The following is a 14,926-nucleotide window of genomic DNA, read 5'->3' as shown; positions in this document are numbered from 1 at the left end:
ATTCACATGTGGGCCAGCAGGGTACAGTCGCTGGAGCAGCCCGACTGGTGCGTGATCGATCTCGACCCCAAGGACGCGCCGTTCAGCGACGTGATCCGTACGGCGCGCGCGTTGCACGCCCTGTGCGAGTCCATCGGCTTGCCGAATTTCGTGAAGACCACCGGCAAGACGGGCCTGCACATACTGCTGCCGTTGCCGGCACTCAGCACTTACGCGCAGTCACGCACGCTGGGCGAGTTGCTGGCGCGGGTGGTGCTGCGCGAGCTGGACGCGATTGCCACCATCACGCGTCATGTGACCAAGCGTGGGGCCAAGGTGTACTTCGATTACCTGCAGAACCGCCACGGACAAACCATTGTGGCGCCATTCAGTGTGCGACCGTTGCCCGGGGCGACAGTATCCATGCCGCTGCGGTGGGACGAGGTTGACGACTCGCTGGATCCGAAGGCGTTTACAATTCGGAACGCGGTCGAGCGCATGGAGCGGCTTGGTCGCGATCCCGTGCGCGCGGTGTTTGAGGCGGCGCCGAGTTTCCATTTGGTGCTGCAGGGGTTGGCGGCGCAACTGTAGGGGCGAAGTGGCGGCCGGCCGGTAGATGACGGTGGAAAGAATATTCAGCGGGCGCAGTGACGCCGAGTATGGAGATCACGCCATCGCCTCAATTCGTCAGCGGCACCACGACCGACTGCACCCCATGATACAAGTCATCAAGCGTCAACGTGATGATCGAGTGCCCGTCCTGCTCAGCGCGCGCCTTAAAGTCCGGCGCCAACGTCCCGCCCGTGACGTACAGCAATGGCGTAGAATCACGAAGCGCGTCAACGGCCCAGCGCTGCCCGGCGTCGGCGAGCACGGCAAGCTCGCGCAGATGCTTCGCGTGCACGTCGAGTCCCATCTCACCCCATTTGATAGCGCCGGTCATGATGCGGCCGTCAGTAAGCGAGGCCACGACATCCATCTCGTACGACCGAGGCTCGCCCTTTCCGCGCTGTGGGGTGATGGTGCCTTCCCACCGTCCCCATGTGTCGACCATTGGCAAGCCGAGGCGCTGGCGGTGCCGTTGATATCCTTCGCGCGCTATGCGCTCGAATACGCCGCCCATGTACGTGTCGAGACGCGCCGGCGCGATCTCGCGCGCCCACACTTCGCCGGGATCGTAGGTGGCCAGTTCCGAGCGGAATAGCGCGACCAGCGCGGCGTGAAACTGCAGCGCAGGGTCGGCGAGCCGGTATCGGAATGGATGCGTGTTGCGAGCCGCGAAGTTGCGTTCGGCGCGGACATACCCCAACTCGTGCAGCATGTTGAGCATGCGCTTGAATGCCGCGTCATTCTGAACGTCAACGTGGTCGGCGATCTCCTGGGCGAGTGTCTTGCCGGCACCGATGGCGCGCAGAATTGACTTGTACTCCTCGGTTTTTCGGAGGCCGCGCTCCTGGTCGATCAATGTTTCAATCTGGATCCGCACCTGTCCGCCCGGAGCGAGCACTTCTGCCGCGATGTTCTCACTCAGGGTGCGCTCCGGACGCAGGGCGCGCAGGTAGCGCGGTGTGCCCCCGACAATACCATAGGCCATCGCCCGCTCTCGATGGGTGGCTACAGGCACAAGTGCTGCCGCATCGAAGTAGTCGAACGGCACCAGGCGAATGGTTCGAGCAAAGCGTCCGTAGAGTGGCGCATCACCGGCGTTCAGATGCTCCATCGTTCGCACGGCCGAGCCGCAGAGCACGAGGACAAAAGGTCGTTCGTCGCGGTGGACGTCGTGCACCGCGTTCAGATGGGACGGCACCCCGTCGCGAGTTCCCATGAGGTATTGGAACTCATCCAGGATGATGACCAGCGGTTCGGGCGTCCGCAGTTCGTACAGCAGGCGAAAGACAGTGCGCCACGTCGGATAGTCGGCCGGGTCGAGCGCCAGTTGGAAGTGCCGAGCAACGGCCTGCACGAGTTCGCGGCGATTGAGCGTGCCCGTGCCCTCGGCTGCCACGAAATAGAAGGTCTGCGCTTCGGGCCACGTGTGCGTGAGCAGATAGGTCTTTCCGACCCGCCGCCGGCCGTACACGAGAGCGAGATTGGGTCCTGGGAGAGTGAGTAGCTCCCGGAGTTGCGCCCGCTCGAGCTCACGGTCGACGAAGAGCGGTGGCTTGGCCGGCTTGCTGCGGCGGGAGGGGGGCATCGGCGCTCTCGGATCGGTTGAGAAATTAGCAGATGATAGTTGTTATAAACTATACTATATAAGAAGTATACTTAGCAAGTAAGCGCGCGTCGTCCGTTGGTATTCGGTGTAGGCGTACGGCGACCGTTAAAATCGAATAGATTACCTAAAGTATTTAAATGTAGTAATATACGGTATAGCCGAATACCGAACGCCGAGGATTCATGCAAGTCGTCCTGCAACCCATCGATGTCCCTGTCGCACTGAGTTTGTGCCTGACGCCTGGACAGACATTTGCCCGCCTCGGGGCGGGGCTGCGCATCAGTCCAAGCACTGCCCACCAAGCGGTTCGCCGGCTGGTGACGGCGGGCCTCGTCTTCACTCGCGGGGCGCGCCATGAGGCGAACGTCGCCGGGCTTGAAGAGTTTCTCAGGCATGGTGTGCGTTATGCGTTCCCGCCGGAACGGGGGCGACGGCAACGGGGGGTGCCGACGGCGCACGGCGCTCCAGGTGTTCATGGTACGCTGGGTGGGGACATCGAACCGTTGGTGTGGCCGTCCCCGAGTGGAAAAATCGCCGGCACATCACTGACGCCGCTCGCGCCCGCCGCTGCCGACCTAATCGAAACGCAGCCCGAACTCTACGAACTGCTCGCGTTGGTCGATCTCTTTCGCGTCGGCACGGCACGAGACCGCGCTGTCGCAGGCGAGCTACTGAGCAAGCGCTTGATCGAGCTCGCGCAATGAGCATGAGCGTCCCACCAGGATACGGTACCTTGCCCGGCCGCTTGGAGGCACCAGCGGTACGACGCATGGCCACGGTCGCGAATCAGCTTGGCCCAGTGCTGCGGCAGCGCGTCGTCTTTATCGGAGCCTCGCTGCTTCCCCTGATGGAGACCGAGGACGAGGTGTTCGCCGAGCTTCGCCCAACCGACGATGTGGACGCAGTGATCATCACGGCGAGCTATGTCCAGAAGGGCGCCTTGGATGAGCGCCTCCGGGCGCAGGGATTCAGGCACGAGGTAAGCGACCGCACACACGTCGACCGGTGGAGATCGCCGAGTGACGTGATCTTTGATTGCATCTCGTGTGGCGCGCATCTCGGGGGGACCGGGAATCCGGATGAATTCTGGGTGATCAACCACGCGGTCGACATCGATCTCCCGCCGCAGGTTCGCCACGCCAGCGCCGTCGGACTCCTGCGCCTCAAGCTTTCGGCGTACGCAGATCGTGGCGCACTCGACCCATTGGGAAGCAAAGATCTGTCAGATATCGCGACACTTCTTGCCACTCGACCACCAATTGTCGAGGAGGTCCAGTCTTCTGAACCGGTTGTCGCCGCCGCGCTTGCCAAGAGGATCCGCGCACTGCTTGACACGCCGCGTGCATTGTCTGCCATTCGAGCCCACGTAGTCGAACGTGGGCCGCTGTTCGACGGCGTCGAATTTCAGGTAATCGAGCGGCTCGAGACACTCGCCCTAGCACCGAAAACGCCCCCTTGAATTCTGGCGATCGCGAGGGGGGGTTGGCGTGCGCCTCCGTACGCATATCGCGTTTCGAGGGTGTCCGTCGCTCAAAGCGGACGTGCTCGCCCCACCAGCCCCTCACCCGCCCGCAACCGCACCACATAGTCCCGCCCCTCCCGCCGCACCCCACCCCGACTCCACCGCACCGCGCTCCCCTCAAACGGATTCCGCAGACGCAACACGCCACCGGCCGTACTCACCACGCGCACGCTGGCCGTACGACCCGCCGCACGCACCGCGCTCACGCGAAACCCGCCCTCGGCGCGCAGCTCACGAAACGATACGTCGCGCCACCGCGCACTCACCGCCGGAAACACCCGCACCACACCGCCCCAACTCTGCAGCAGCATTTCATGCGCCGCGTGCAACGCAAGAAAATTTCCTTCCAGCGTAAACGGCCGGTACTTGAACTTCGATAGCCCGGTGCCGCTCTGGTCGCCATTCGCATGGAAGCCATTGCGCAAAATGAACGCGCGTCGATACGCCTCCAGCTGCCCCAGCGCCTCCTCGCTGCGCCCGGCACGCGCCAGCATCGCGCTGTACCACACAAAGCTGTAGCCCACCCACTGGTCGCTGCCGTATTGCTTCAGTTGGTCCAGCGTGCGCTGCACCACCACACTGTCGCGCGCGTTCTCGATGGTGAGCAACGCCAGCGGATGAATGGACATGGCATGCGAGAAGTGCCGATGCGACGCGTCGTACGGCAGTCCAGCGGCGAATGGCAGGGCACCACTCGCACTGTCAATGACCAGTGGTTCGAGCGCAGCACCCACCCCACGCCAACGCGTCGCCGCCGCGGAATCACCAAGCGCCGTCGCCATCTGGTCCAGCGCTCCATACACCCAGTGCAGCAGCGCGAGATCGTAGTTGGACATGCTGGGCAGCCAGGCCCGCATGCTGTTGTCGAAAATCTCCGGGCTGGTGGACAGCGGCAGTCGCAACCGTCCGTCGGCGCCGCGTTGCAGCAATGCGGAGGTCGCGCGCCCCAGCTCGGACACGAACGGATACGCACGCTCACGCAAAAACCGGCGATCCATGGTGTAGCGCCACTGCAAGTGAAACGATTGCGCCACCCACAACCCCATCGTGGGCGACAGGGAATATTGTCCCCACCCGCCCAACGGTTTCCCATCCAGTGCCATCACACCGGGAATCGCCGCGCCATCCACTCCATAAAAGTCGCGCGCATACCGTCGATACGACGGCAACAACTTCCAGTTGAACTCCAGCCATCCACGCATCGCATCGTCGGCGCCGGCCGCGTGGGCGGCGAGATACGTGGTTTGCGTATTGAGGTCGTTGTGCAGGTCGCCCTTCCAGGGCGGCAACGACGAACCGTCGGCCGTCCATACACCCTGCAACGGCAGCGGCGGTGCACCGTTGCGAGCGCCAGCGCCATACAGGTACTGCACGAAATCGAGATGCGATTGCAGGGCGCTGTCCGGCACACTCACCGACGACGATGTCAGCCAGTAGCGCGTCCACCACGCACGGTGTGACGCGAATGCCACCTCGTATCCGCCGCGCAGTGCACGCGCGAGACGCCCACGGGCTACCGCCACCGGGTCAGCCCCATCGCGTGACGTGGCAATGGTGATGGCCACCAGCGTCAACGCGCCCTCGCGACGCGATCCAATAGCCACCACATACGTGAGACCAAGCGCGGCCTGCTGCACCATCCACCGTTCCACTCGGCCCCGCGACGAATCCGCGCCAAACGTCGCCCCGCCATAGCCCAGCTTGTCCAACGAGGACGGCCGCACAATGGACACACTATCCAGATCGGGCACGCGGAACAGCGACACGGTATCGACGGCACTGAAGAACCCGCGCATCGCGCCCGCATCGAACTGCACCGATGCTTCGGCGCGCGTCACACTCAGCGCAAACGACTTCGCCGTGCGCGACGGGGCCAGTGAAAAGACAATGCGCCCACCGGGGATCTTGGTGGGGTACGCGATGTTGTCGTACGGATCATCGAAGCGCACGCGCAATGAGTCGGCTTTGCGCTCACGCACCAGGCGAATGATGTCGCCGTAACGATAGTCGGCGCTGCCAAACGGAGCGGCGGGACGCAGATCCCACAGGTCGCCGCGGTCGAGTGACAGGTTGATGCGATGGCCTGCACCCCACACCAGTCCACCCAACAACCCGTTCCCCAGCGGAATCGCTTCATCCCATGTGGCAATCGGTGCCGCCAGACGGAGGTCCGACGCAGCAGTTGGCTGGCCGCGAATGGGCGACGGCGCAGCCAATCCCATGCACAGCGCGAGGCCACAGGCGACCTCACGACGAACGCGGCGAATGGAGAGGCTGAAACGAGGCAAGGGCATACGGCTCATATGAGCCGTATGCCAATAATCCGCAAGAACTACTTGTGGCCCAGCTTGTACACGTACGCCGTCACCGCCCGCGTCTTCTCTTCGGACATCGGAATGCCGCCATACGGTGGCATCACGCTGGTGAATTTCTTGGGCACTGAAACACCCGTCGTCACAGTCTTGTAGATGCCTTCCCAGCTGCCGTCGCTGTGCAACCACTCGGCATCGGTAAGGTCGGGCGCAACGGTTGCCTGCTTGGCGTCCGCCCCATGGCAGGCCTGACAGGAGGTGGCACCTATCAACCCGTGAAACAGGCTGTCGCCCAACGCCAGCATGCCCGGTGTAATGGTTGACGGATCGAACGACGCCGGGGCGGCTGGGGCGGCGGCCGTCGTTGAGGAGTCGGCGGGGGCGGCACCTTTGTCCCCGCCGCAAGCAGCAGCAAGCACGAACGAAACGAGTACGAGCGAACGACGCATGAAAATCCCGGTCAAAGAGGGGCGAAATATTGACACCGCAAAGTGGTATGTAGTCTACAACATTGACTGTCAGGTAGATTCGGACAACCTGTCCCGAAAGCCCCTACCCAAGGACGCTTCAACGTTACTGCCGGGGCACCGCGTTCAGGATTGCGAGCTTTCGGCTCCATCGCCCCCTGCAAATCTGGCACCCCCGCCGTATCCTACGCTGTGCTTTCTACCGAACCGCCTGTGACGGGACGCTGATGGCTGTCCATAAAGTCACGAAAGGGCTCGATATCCCGATTTCCGGCGTCCCGGAACAGGTCATTGCCGACGCGCCGCCCGTTTCGCGGGTGGCGGTCTTGGCTCGCGACTTCAACGGTCTCAAGGCGCGGGTGCTCGTTGAGCCGGGCGACCAGGTTCGACTGGGCCAGGCGTTGCTCGAGCATCGCGAGCATGCGGCCATTCGCCTCGTGTCCCCCGGCAGCGGTCGGGTCGAGGCGGTGCATCGAGGCGACAAGCGCGCACTGCAATCGGTGGTGATCGCGCTGGACGCCGACAGCCGGAGCGCCGTCGACTTCGCAGCGTACGCGCCGAACGCTGGGGAGGGACGCGCGAGCGCCAAGGCGCTCCTGCTGGAATCGGGCCTTTGGACGGCGCTCCGCACCCGTCCGTTCAGCAGGATACCGTCGCCCGACGACACGCCGCGCTCGATCTTTGTGACGGCGCTGGACACGCAGCCGTTGGCGCTGGATGTGGATGTGGCACTGCGCGGTCGCGAAGCCGAGTTCGCCCGCGGGCTGGCGGTGCTCAAGCAGCTCACCGATGGACCGGTGTTTCTCTGTCGGCGCCCTGGCTCATCGCTTGGCGGTGCACCCGGTTCGGTTCCGGGGGTGCGCCTTGAGGAGTTCACCGGCAAGCACCCCGCAGGCACCGTGGGCTATCACATCCATGTGCTCGACCCGGTCCACCGCGAAAAGACGGTGTGGCACATCGGGGCGCAGGATGTCGCGCGTATTGGCCATCTCTTTGACACCGGCCAACTGGACCCGACGCTTGTCATCGCCGTGGGCGGCCCGCAGGTGGCGAAGCCACGCGTGCTGCGTACGCGACTGGGTGCGTCGACTGTGGAATTGACGTCCGGACAGCTGCGCGACGGACATTCGCGCGTGGTGAGCGGGTCCGTGTTAACCGGAGATCGAGCCGACGACGCCGTGCACGGATTCCTGGGACGATTTCATCAGCAGATTTCCGTGCTCGCCGAAGGTGGCGCCCGGGAATTCCTGGGATGGATGGCACCGGGTGCCGGATCATTCTCCTCGTTCCCGGCGTTTCTGTCATCGGTGCTGCCGCGCAAGCAATTCGCGCTGGACACGGGCATGCACGGCTCACGACGGGCCATGGTGCCCATTGGTGCCTACGAACGCGTCATGCCCATGGACATTCTGCCCACGCACTTGCTGCGCGCACTCACGGTTGGTGATCTGGAGTGGGCCGAAGAGTTGGGCGTGCTGGAGCTTGACGAAGAAGATCTGGCGCTCTGCGCCTTCGTCTGCCCGGGCAAGTACGAACATGGTGCCGCGCTGCGCCGCGCGCTGACGGCCATCGCGGCGGAGCACTAACACATGCAAGCACTGCGCAAGCTGATGGATCGCGTGGGTGTGCCGTTCGCCAAGGGCGGCCCGCTCGAGAAGTTTCACACGGTGTACGAAGCGGCCGACACGTTTCTGTTCACGCCATCGTACACCACGTCCGGCGGACCGCACGTGCGTGATGCGCTCGATCAGAAGCGCATGATGATTATCGTGGTGCTGGCGCTGATTCCGTGCATCCTGATGGCCATGTTCAACACCGGCTATCAGGCGTTTCTGTCGGTGGAGCAGGGCGGCAAGCTGTTGGACAGCTGGCAGGCTGCCGCGTACGGCGCCCTTGGTCTCAAGGTGAGCAGCGCCTCGCTGATAGGCTGCATGGTGTACGGCGCTCTGCATTTCATTCCCATTCTGGTGATCACTTTTGCGGCTGGCGGTGCGTTCGAAGCGCTGTTTGCCGTGGTGCGTGGCCACGAGGTGAATGAGGGGTTGCTGGTAACCGGTTTCCTGATTCCGCTCACGCTGCCGGCCACGATTCCGCTCTGGCAGGTGGCCATGGGAACGGCCTTCGGTGTGGTGATCGGCAAGGAAATATTCGGCGGCACCGGCATGAACTTCTTGAATCCGGCGCTGGTGGCACGTGCGTTTTTGTTCTTCGCGTATCCGGCGCAGATCTCGGGCAATGTGTGGGTCGCCGCGATCCCCGCCGACGGGCACAGCGGCGCCACGTGGCTGTCGTCGTACGCCGAGGGCGCCGGACATCTGCCGGGTCTCACGTTTACTGATGCGTTTCTCGGATTCATTCCGGGGTCGATGGGTGAAACGTCGGTGCTGGCGGTGCTCATTGGTGCGGCGGTGTTACTGCTCACACGCATTGGCGCCTGGCAAACGATGCTTGGCGTGGTGGTTGGGACCGCCGTCACCGCGATTGGGTTGACGTCGATTGGATCGGCCACCAACCCCATGCTCAACCTGCCGTGGTACTGGCACTTCGTGCTGGGTGGGTGGGCGTTTGGGACGGCGTTCATGGCCACCGACCCGGTGTCATCCGCGTTCACGTCCACCGGGAAGTTGATCTACGGATTTCTCATCGGGTTCCTCTGCATCCTGATTCGCTGCGTCAATCCGGCGTATCCCGAAGGCATGATGCTGGCCATCCTGTTCATGAACATGTTTGCACCGCTCATCGATCACGCCGTGGTGCGCTCCAACATCCGCCGGAGGGCTGCCCGCTATGTCCGCTCTTCGACGTGATTCGCTGGGGTACACGGTGGGCTTTGCCGCCGTGGTGTGTTTGGTCTGCGCGATTCCCATTGCGGGAGCCGCCGTGTTGCTGCGACCCACGCAGGCGGAAAACCAGCGTGTTGACCGCTTGAGCAAGGTGCTGGGCGTCGCCGGATTGATGTCAAGCACCGACAAACTGTCGCGCGGCGAGATCCTCGAACGCTTCAAGGCCAACGTCACGCCGCGTGTGGTGGACCTGAAGACGGGCGCGTACGTGGACAGCGTGGACGCCAACAGCTACGACCAGCGGGCGGCCTCACGTGATCCGTCGCAGAGCGAGCAGGCCGCAGAAAACGATGCGCGTGTGCTGCGCGTACCACGATTGGGGCTGGTGTACGAAGTGAAAGACAGTGGGGCGGTGAAGCTGTTGATCATCCCCATCCAAGGGTATGGACTGTGGTCCACGATGTACGGCTACATCGCCCTGGAAGCGAATGCGAGCACGGTTTCGGGTATCACGTTCTACGAACACGGCGAGACGCCGGGCCTGGGTGGCGAGATCGAGAATCCGCGCTGGCAGGCCCGCTGGAAAGGACGCGTGGTGTTCGACGACAGTGCACGGGTGGTGCTGCGCGTTGTGAAAGCGGCCACTGGACCAGCCGCGACCGACCCGCATCGCGTCGAGGGAATTTCCGGATCAACGATCACGTCGCGTGGCGTGTCGAACACGGTGCAGTTCTGGCTTGGCCCCAGTGGTTTCGGTCCGTATCTGGATCGGTTCCGTAACACTCCCAAAGGGAGCACGCCCTGATGTTTGACGCGCAAACCAGAGCCACCCTTCTCGATCCGCTGATCGACGAGAATCCTATCGGCCGACAAGTGCTGGGCATCTGCTCGGCGTTGGCCGTGACCACCATGCTGTCCACCTCAATGGTGATGGCGCTCGCCGTCACCGGCGTGCTGATTGCCAGCAACGTGTCCATCAGCCTGATTCGCAACTGGATTCCTTCCAGCATCCGCATCATCGTGCAACTCACCATCATCTCGTCGATGGTGATCGTGACCGATCAGCTGCTCAAGGCGTACTCGTTCACGGTGTCCAAACAGCTGTCAGTGTTCGTGGGACTGATCATCACGAATTGCATTTTGATGGGCCGAGCGGAAGCGTTTGCGATGCAGAACGGTCCGAAGGCCAGCTTCTTCGATGCCATCGGAAACGGTGGCGGCTACAGCATTGTGTTGCTGTCGGTTGCGAGTATTCGCGAACTGTTGGGATCTGGTCGCCTGTTTGGCGTGCGCATTCTCCCGCTTGTCACCGACGGTGGCTGGTACCAGCCCAACGGACTGATGGTGCTGTCGCCGGCCGCATTCTTCCTGATTGGTGGACTCATCTGGGCGCTGCGCACGTGGAAGCCGGCGCAGCGCGAACAGGAAGCCACGGTGCACATCGAGTCGCCGGCGCATGATGTGCCGGTTTCCATCGCCGTCGACGCCGCGCAGAAGCGGGCGGCCTGAGAGGCGACGAGACATGCTCCAGCACTATCTCAGCCTGTTCGTGAAAAGCGTCTTCATCGAGAACATGGCGCTCTCGTTTTTTCTTGGCATGTGTTCGCTGCTGGCGGTTTCCAAAAAGGTCTCCAACGCCATTGGCCTCGGCATCGCAGTGACCTTCGTGCTTGGCATCACCGTGCCGCTCAACAACTTCCTGCTGCATGCCGTGTTGCGAGATGGTGCGTTGGCGTGGTTGCATCCGTCGCTGGCCAAGGTCGATCTCTCGTTTCTTGTGTTCCTCAGTTTCATAGGCACCATCGCCGCGCTCACGCAAATCGTGGAGATGGCCGTCGAGCGGTATGCACCGGCATTGTACGGGGCGCTGGGTGTGTTCCTGCCGCTGATTGCCGTGAATTGCGCCATTCTCGGCGGCAGCCTGTTCATGGAACAGCGCGATTACAACCTGGCCGAGAGCACGGTGTATGGCATTGGCTCGGGACTTGGCTGGTTCATGGCCATCGTCGCGCTGGCTGCCGTGCGCGAGAAGTTGCGCTATTCCAATCCGCCCGTGGCGCTGCGCGGGTTGGGATTGACGTTCATGGTGACCGGGCTGCTGGCCATCTGTTTCATGGCGTTTGCCGGGATCCAGCTCTGAGATGACGACATGCTGACCATTGTGGTGGGTGTCGTCACGTTCGTGGTACTGGTGCTGCTCATGGTGGCCGTGCTCATGGGCGCCAAGGCGCGCCTGGTGCAGAGCGGCGACGTGTTGATTGTCGTGAACGACGATCCGGCCAAATCGCTGCATGTCAAGTCGGGCAGCACGCTGCTCAGCACGCTTGCGGAACAGAAGATCTTTGTGCCATCCGCGTGCGGCGGCAAGGGATCGTGCGGCGTGTGCAAGGTGGAAGTGTTGGACGGCGGCGGATCGTTGCTGCCCACCGAAACCGGCTGGGTGACACGCGGTGAAGCGCGGGATGGCGTGCGCCTGTCGTGTCAGGTGAAGGTGAAGCAGAACATGAAAATCCACCTCGATGAGGCGATCTTCGGGGTGCGCAAATGGCATTGCCGCGTACGCTCCAACCACAACGTGGCCACGTTCATCAAGGAACTGGTGCTGGAACTGCCGGCCGGTGAAGCCGTGCCGTTTCGGGCCGGTGGTTACATCCAGATTGAGTGTCCGCCGCACACGGTGAACTATCGCGATTTTGATATCGGCGCCGAGTATCGCGAAGATTGGGATGCGTTCAAGCTGTGGGACCTGACGTCGACCAGCACGGAAACGGTTTCGCGCGCCTATTCGATGGCGAGTTTTCCGTTGGAGAGCGACATCATCATGCTCAATGTGCGCGTGGCCACGCCGCCACCGCGCACGACTGGCATTCCCCCCGGCATCATGTCGTCGTACATCTTCGGCCTCAAGCCGGGCGACGAGGTGATCATCTCGGGTCCGTACGGCGAGTTTTTCGCCAAGGACACGAACAACGAGATGTGTTTCATTGGTGGCGGTGCCGGCATGGCGCCCATGCGGTCGCATATTTACGACCTGTTTCGCCGGGTACACAGCGATCGCAAGGTCACGTTCTGGTATGGCGCGCGCTCCATGAAGGAAGCGTTCTATGTGGAGGACTTTGACGCGATCGCGCGTGAGAATTCCAACTTCACGTGGCATCTGGCACTGTCCGAGCCCAAACCGGAAGACCACTGGACCGGTGCCACGGGATTCATTCATCAGGTGTTGTTGCGCGACTACTTGTCCAGGCATCCGTCGCCTGAAGACGTGGAGTACTACCTGTGCGGACCGCCCCTGATGCTGAAGGCGTGCATGGACATGCTGGAAGATCTTGGCGTGCCGCGCGAAAACGTGGCCTTCGACGACTTCGGCTGATTCGTCGTCGATGACCGCGGCGCGCGCGACGTTCAGCATTTCGCAGGCGTCCTGGCGGTGGTGGGTGATGCTGTTCGCCCTCGTGGGCGCTTCGCTCTACGCGTACCGCACACGCGAGCGCGCCGGGCCCACCGTGGCGCGCTTCGGGGGCCCCGCGCAGGGTTCGACCTACAGTGTCGTGCTCAACGGCGGGCGTCCGGATTCCGTGGTTTCTTCGTTGAAGTCGGCGGTCGATTCACTGCTCGCGGATGTCGACGCGCAGATGTCCACCTACGATTCCGCGTCGGAGCTTTCGCGCCTCAATCGCGACACCGCGAATACACCAGTGGTGCTTTCGGCGCCCCTGGCCGAGGTGATGCGCCAGTCGATCGCCGTGTCGCAAGCGTCTGGTGGCGCGTTCGATGTGACGGTGGGTCCGCTGGTGGATGCGTGGGGGTTTGGTCCCGCCGGCGTGCTCACCCGCGTGCCCGACAGCACGATGCTGGACGCCCTTCGTGCACGGGTCGGATGGCAGAAGCTGCGCCTTGAGGGTGAGTCGCTCACCAAGGGCCATCCGCATCTCGAGATTGACCTGTCGGCCATCGCCCAGGGCTACACGGTCGATCTCATTTCCGCGCTGCTGAGTGCTCGCGGTGAAGCCAACCACTTCGTGGAAGTTGGTGGCGAGGTGCGTGCCCGCGGACGCAACGCACAGGGGATGCCATTTCGGGTAGGCATCGAACAGCCGGACGTCGATCGGCGAAGCGTGCGACTGGTGGTTGGACTTGCCGACCGTGCGCTGGCGACTTCCGGCAACTATCGCGACTTCCACGATGTTGATGGGGTGCGTTACGTGCATACCATCGATCCGGCCACCGGCAAACCGGTGCGGCATCGCCTCCTGGCCGCGTCCGTCCTGCACCAACAGTGCTCACTGGCCGACGCCTGGGCGACCGCGCTCATGGTGGTGGGGCCGGAACGGGCGTGGGCCATGGCGGAGGCCAACCGGCTCGAGGTGCTCTTGCTTGTTGCCGGGCCAAATGGTGAGGTTCAGGAGCGTATGACGGCCGGATTCAGGGCGGCGGTGATACGTGATGGAGAACCGAAGCGCCATTGAACCACCCTGCGTCCCTGCGGTTCAATTGCAGTCCCCAACGGCCACCAAGGACTCCCTGATGCTCGTCTTGCTGCTTACGATTGCCGTGATCGCGATAGCCATGGCGGCGATGGCCATTGGCGTTGCCATATCCGGCCGCCGGCTCAAGGGTTCGTGCGGCGGCGTGGGCGGCGACTGCGAATGCGAGCGGGCGGGGATTGCCCCCGACCAACGCGCCTGCGCGCAGAAGACGCGATAAGCAGTCGAAGACCCGGACTAGCCGCCGAGCGCCTTTGCCACCCGTGTGAGTCGCGCATGTGCGTCGGCCGCGACGTCGCTGATGGCGGTTGATGCGCCGAACGCACTGGCCGCCAAGAGGCTCAAGGGATCGACCAGACGCACCATTGAGCCTCCATCGTCGGCCGCTTCCACCGTCACGTTGCAGGGCAGCAGCAATCCCACCTGCGAATCGGCGCTGAGCGCCGTGAACGCCAACGGCGGATTGCACGCGCCCAGAATGACGTAAGGGCGAAACTCCCGGCCAAGCTTTTCCTTGAACGCGGCTTGGATGTCGACTTCGGTGAGCACGCCAAATCCTTCACTTTTGAGCGCATCGCGGGTGCGCTGCACGGCCTCGGCATAGGGCACGGCCAGGTGAATGGCCATGCCGATGGAATCCGTCATGTCAGACTCCGGCGGTGGTGGGCCCGTTGGCCTTCACCGATTCGATGCCAGCATCACGGCTCTGTGCGCTGGCATACATCTGGCTGGTGCCGATGATCTGGTGATTGGCCGCCTTGAGATTGAAGTAGAAACGGCCGTCAGTCGCGTCCTTGCGCTCGAACCGCTCGTCGAGCGGACTGTTCTTCTGGACCGACGCGATGCCATTCTCCGCCGCCGCCTTGCTTTCGTACTGCTCGCTGCGCAGGATCGTCTCGCCGTTCGCCGCCATAAGCGCGAAGGAAAACTGCCCCTTGTCGTTCTGCTTGAGTTGATAGGAACCGGACATGTGACCTCCGAAGGTGAGTCGTTGATCACTGAAGAGTCTGTCGGGACCATACCGCCCCACAATGGCGGAAATCCCTACGCAGGACCAGAGAACTCAGGACAGCCCGACGATTTCCGCGGTAAAGGCTGAACGAGGTCCTATTGGTGTGCGTATGCTGTCGGGCACCCGTTGAACAAAAAGTGAACCCCGAA

Annotated in this window: 15 protein-coding genes; 10 read left to right on the top strand and 5 right to left on the bottom strand. The window is 62.9% G+C overall.

What is annotated here, in order from left to right; genetic code table 11:
• Positions 1–658: 658 nt before the first annotated feature.
• Positions 659–2,173 carry an AAA family ATPase gene (locus tag IPP90_02110; protein ID MBL0169509.1) on the bottom strand — a complete coding sequence of 505 codons (1,515 nt, stop codon included), beginning with the start codon at positions 2,171–2,173 and terminating at the stop codon, positions 659–661.
• Positions 2,174–2,376: 203 nt separating this feature from the next.
• On the opposite strand from IPP90_02110, the gene IPP90_02105 reads away from it, so the two are divergent.
• Positions 2,377–2,898 carry a MarR family transcriptional regulator gene (locus IPP90_02105; GenBank protein ID MBL0169508.1) on the top strand — a complete coding sequence of 174 codons (522 nt, stop codon included), beginning with the start codon at positions 2,377–2,379 and terminating at the stop codon, positions 2,896–2,898.
• Between the two features lie 65 nt (positions 2,899–2,963).
• A complete protein-coding gene (locus tag IPP90_02100) occupies positions 2,964–3,653 on the top strand; it encodes a hypothetical protein (GenBank protein ID MBL0169507.1) in 690 nt (229 codons plus the stop codon).
• Between the two features lie 71 nt (positions 3,654–3,724).
• Here IPP90_02100 and IPP90_02095 read toward each other — a convergent pair whose 3' ends face one another.
• Together IPP90_02095 and IPP90_02090 are read right to left on the bottom strand one after the other, a co-directional pair.
• A complete protein-coding gene (locus tag IPP90_02095; protein MBL0169506.1) occupies positions 3,725–6,004 on the bottom strand; it encodes a hypothetical protein in 2,280 nt (759 codons plus the stop codon).
• Positions 6,005–6,048: 44 nt separating this feature from the next.
• The gene (locus IPP90_02090) at positions 6,049–6,477 is read right to left on the bottom strand and encodes a c-type cytochrome (protein ID MBL0169505.1); all 429 of its coding nucleotides are present in this window, start codon (positions 6,475–6,477) and stop codon (positions 6,049–6,051) included.
• Between the two features lie 245 nt (positions 6,478–6,722).
• Between IPP90_02090 and IPP90_02085 the strand changes: the two genes are divergently transcribed.
• The 8 genes from IPP90_02085 to IPP90_02050 are packed head-to-tail and all read left to right on the top strand — an operon-like array spanning position 6,723 to position 13,985.
• Entirely contained in the window at positions 6,723–8,081 is a 1,359-nt protein-coding gene (locus tag IPP90_02085) for a Na(+)-translocating NADH-quinone reductase subunit A (protein ID MBL0169504.1), read from the top strand.
• Between the two features lie 3 nt (positions 8,082–8,084).
• A complete protein-coding gene (locus IPP90_02080) occupies positions 8,085–9,302 on the top strand; it encodes an NADH:ubiquinone reductase (Na(+)-transporting) subunit B (protein MBL0169503.1) in 1,218 nt (405 codons plus the stop codon).
• A complete protein-coding gene (locus IPP90_02075; protein ID MBL0169502.1) occupies positions 9,283–10,083 on the top strand; it encodes a Na(+)-translocating NADH-quinone reductase subunit C in 801 nt (266 codons plus the stop codon). Before IPP90_02080 ends, IPP90_02075 begins: the two co-directional genes overlap by 20 nt.
• Positions 10,083–10,787: an NADH:ubiquinone reductase (Na(+)-transporting) subunit D gene (locus IPP90_02070; protein MBL0169501.1), complete on the top strand. Its 705-nt coding sequence runs from the start codon at positions 10,083–10,085 to the stop codon at positions 10,785–10,787. The genes IPP90_02075 and IPP90_02070 overlap by 1 nt, the downstream gene beginning before the upstream one ends.
• Positions 10,788–10,800: 13 nt before the next feature.
• Complete coding sequence (gene nqrE, locus IPP90_02065) at positions 10,801–11,418, top strand: NADH:ubiquinone reductase (Na(+)-transporting) subunit E (protein ID MBL0169500.1); 618 nt, start codon at positions 10,801–10,803, stop codon at positions 11,416–11,418.
• A gap of 9 nt (positions 11,419–11,427) precedes the next feature.
• Positions 11,428–12,651: an NADH:ubiquinone reductase (Na(+)-transporting) subunit F gene (locus tag IPP90_02060; GenBank protein ID MBL0169499.1), complete on the top strand. Its 1,224-nt coding sequence runs from the start codon at positions 11,428–11,430 to the stop codon at positions 12,649–12,651.
• A gap of 10 nt (positions 12,652–12,661) precedes the next feature.
• Positions 12,662–13,747 (top strand): FAD:protein FMN transferase, encoded by a 1,086-nt coding sequence (locus IPP90_02055; protein ID MBL0169498.1) that lies wholly within the window; start codon positions 12,662–12,664, stop codon positions 13,745–13,747.
• A 58-nt stretch (positions 13,748–13,805) separates the two neighbouring features.
• Positions 13,806–13,985 carry an ApbE family protein gene (locus IPP90_02050; GenBank protein MBL0169497.1) on the top strand — a complete coding sequence of 60 codons (180 nt, stop codon included), beginning with the start codon at positions 13,806–13,808 and terminating at the stop codon, positions 13,983–13,985.
• A 17-nt stretch (positions 13,986–14,002) separates the two neighbouring features.
• Here IPP90_02050 and IPP90_02045 read toward each other — a convergent pair whose 3' ends face one another.
• Together IPP90_02045 and IPP90_02040 are read right to left on the bottom strand one after the other, a co-directional pair.
• A complete protein-coding gene (locus IPP90_02045; protein ID MBL0169496.1) occupies positions 14,003–14,410 on the bottom strand; it encodes a DUF302 domain-containing protein in 408 nt (135 codons plus the stop codon).
• A 1-nt stretch (position 14,411) separates the two neighbouring features.
• Entirely contained in the window at positions 14,412–14,735 is a 324-nt protein-coding gene (locus IPP90_02040; protein MBL0169495.1) for a YegP family protein, read from the bottom strand.
• Positions 14,736–14,926 lie beyond the last annotated feature (191 nt).

The sequence above is a fragment of the Gemmatimonadaceae bacterium genome, assembly GCA_016720905.1.
Lineage (GTDB): Bacteria > Gemmatimonadota > Gemmatimonadetes > Gemmatimonadales > Gemmatimonadaceae > Gemmatimonas.
This window is presented reverse-complemented; position numbering and strand designations above follow the sequence as displayed.

Excerpts from the sequence above, each read along its gene's own strand:
- IPP90_02110 (MBL0169509.1), bottom strand. The coding sequence starts at position 2,173 with ATGCCCCCCTCCCGCCGCAGCAAGCCGGCCAAGCCACCGCTCTTCGTC.
- IPP90_02105 (MBL0169508.1), top strand. The coding sequence starts at position 2,377 with ATGCAAGTCGTCCTGCAACCCATCGATGTCCCTGTCGCACTGAGTTTG.
- IPP90_02100 (MBL0169507.1), top strand. The coding sequence starts at position 2,964 with ATGGCCACGGTCGCGAATCAGCTTGGCCCAGTGCTGCGGCAGCGCGTC.
- IPP90_02090 (MBL0169505.1), bottom strand. The coding sequence starts at position 6,477 with ATGCGTCGTTCGCTCGTACTCGTTTCGTTCGTGCTTGCTGCTGCTTGC.
- IPP90_02085 (MBL0169504.1), top strand. The coding sequence starts at position 6,723 with ATGGCTGTCCATAAAGTCACGAAAGGGCTCGATATCCCGATTTCCGGC.
- IPP90_02080 (MBL0169503.1), top strand. The coding sequence starts at position 8,085 with ATGCAAGCACTGCGCAAGCTGATGGATCGCGTGGGTGTGCCGTTCGCC.
- IPP90_02075 (MBL0169502.1), top strand. The coding sequence starts at position 9,283 with ATGTCCGCTCTTCGACGTGATTCGCTGGGGTACACGGTGGGCTTTGCC.
- IPP90_02070 (MBL0169501.1), top strand. The coding sequence starts at position 10,083 with ATGTTTGACGCGCAAACCAGAGCCACCCTTCTCGATCCGCTGATCGAC.
- nqrE (MBL0169500.1), top strand. The coding sequence starts at position 10,801 with ATGCTCCAGCACTATCTCAGCCTGTTCGTGAAAAGCGTCTTCATCGAG.
- IPP90_02060 (MBL0169499.1), top strand. The coding sequence starts at position 11,428 with ATGCTGACCATTGTGGTGGGTGTCGTCACGTTCGTGGTACTGGTGCTG.
- IPP90_02055 (MBL0169498.1), top strand. The coding sequence starts at position 12,662 with ATGACCGCGGCGCGCGCGACGTTCAGCATTTCGCAGGCGTCCTGGCGG.
- IPP90_02050 (MBL0169497.1), top strand. The coding sequence starts at position 13,806 with ATGCTCGTCTTGCTGCTTACGATTGCCGTGATCGCGATAGCCATGGCG.
- IPP90_02045 (MBL0169496.1), bottom strand. The coding sequence starts at position 14,410 with ATGACGGATTCCATCGGCATGGCCATTCACCTGGCCGTGCCCTATGCC.
- IPP90_02040 (MBL0169495.1), bottom strand. The coding sequence starts at position 14,735 with ATGTCCGGTTCCTATCAACTCAAGCAGAACGACAAGGGGCAGTTTTCC.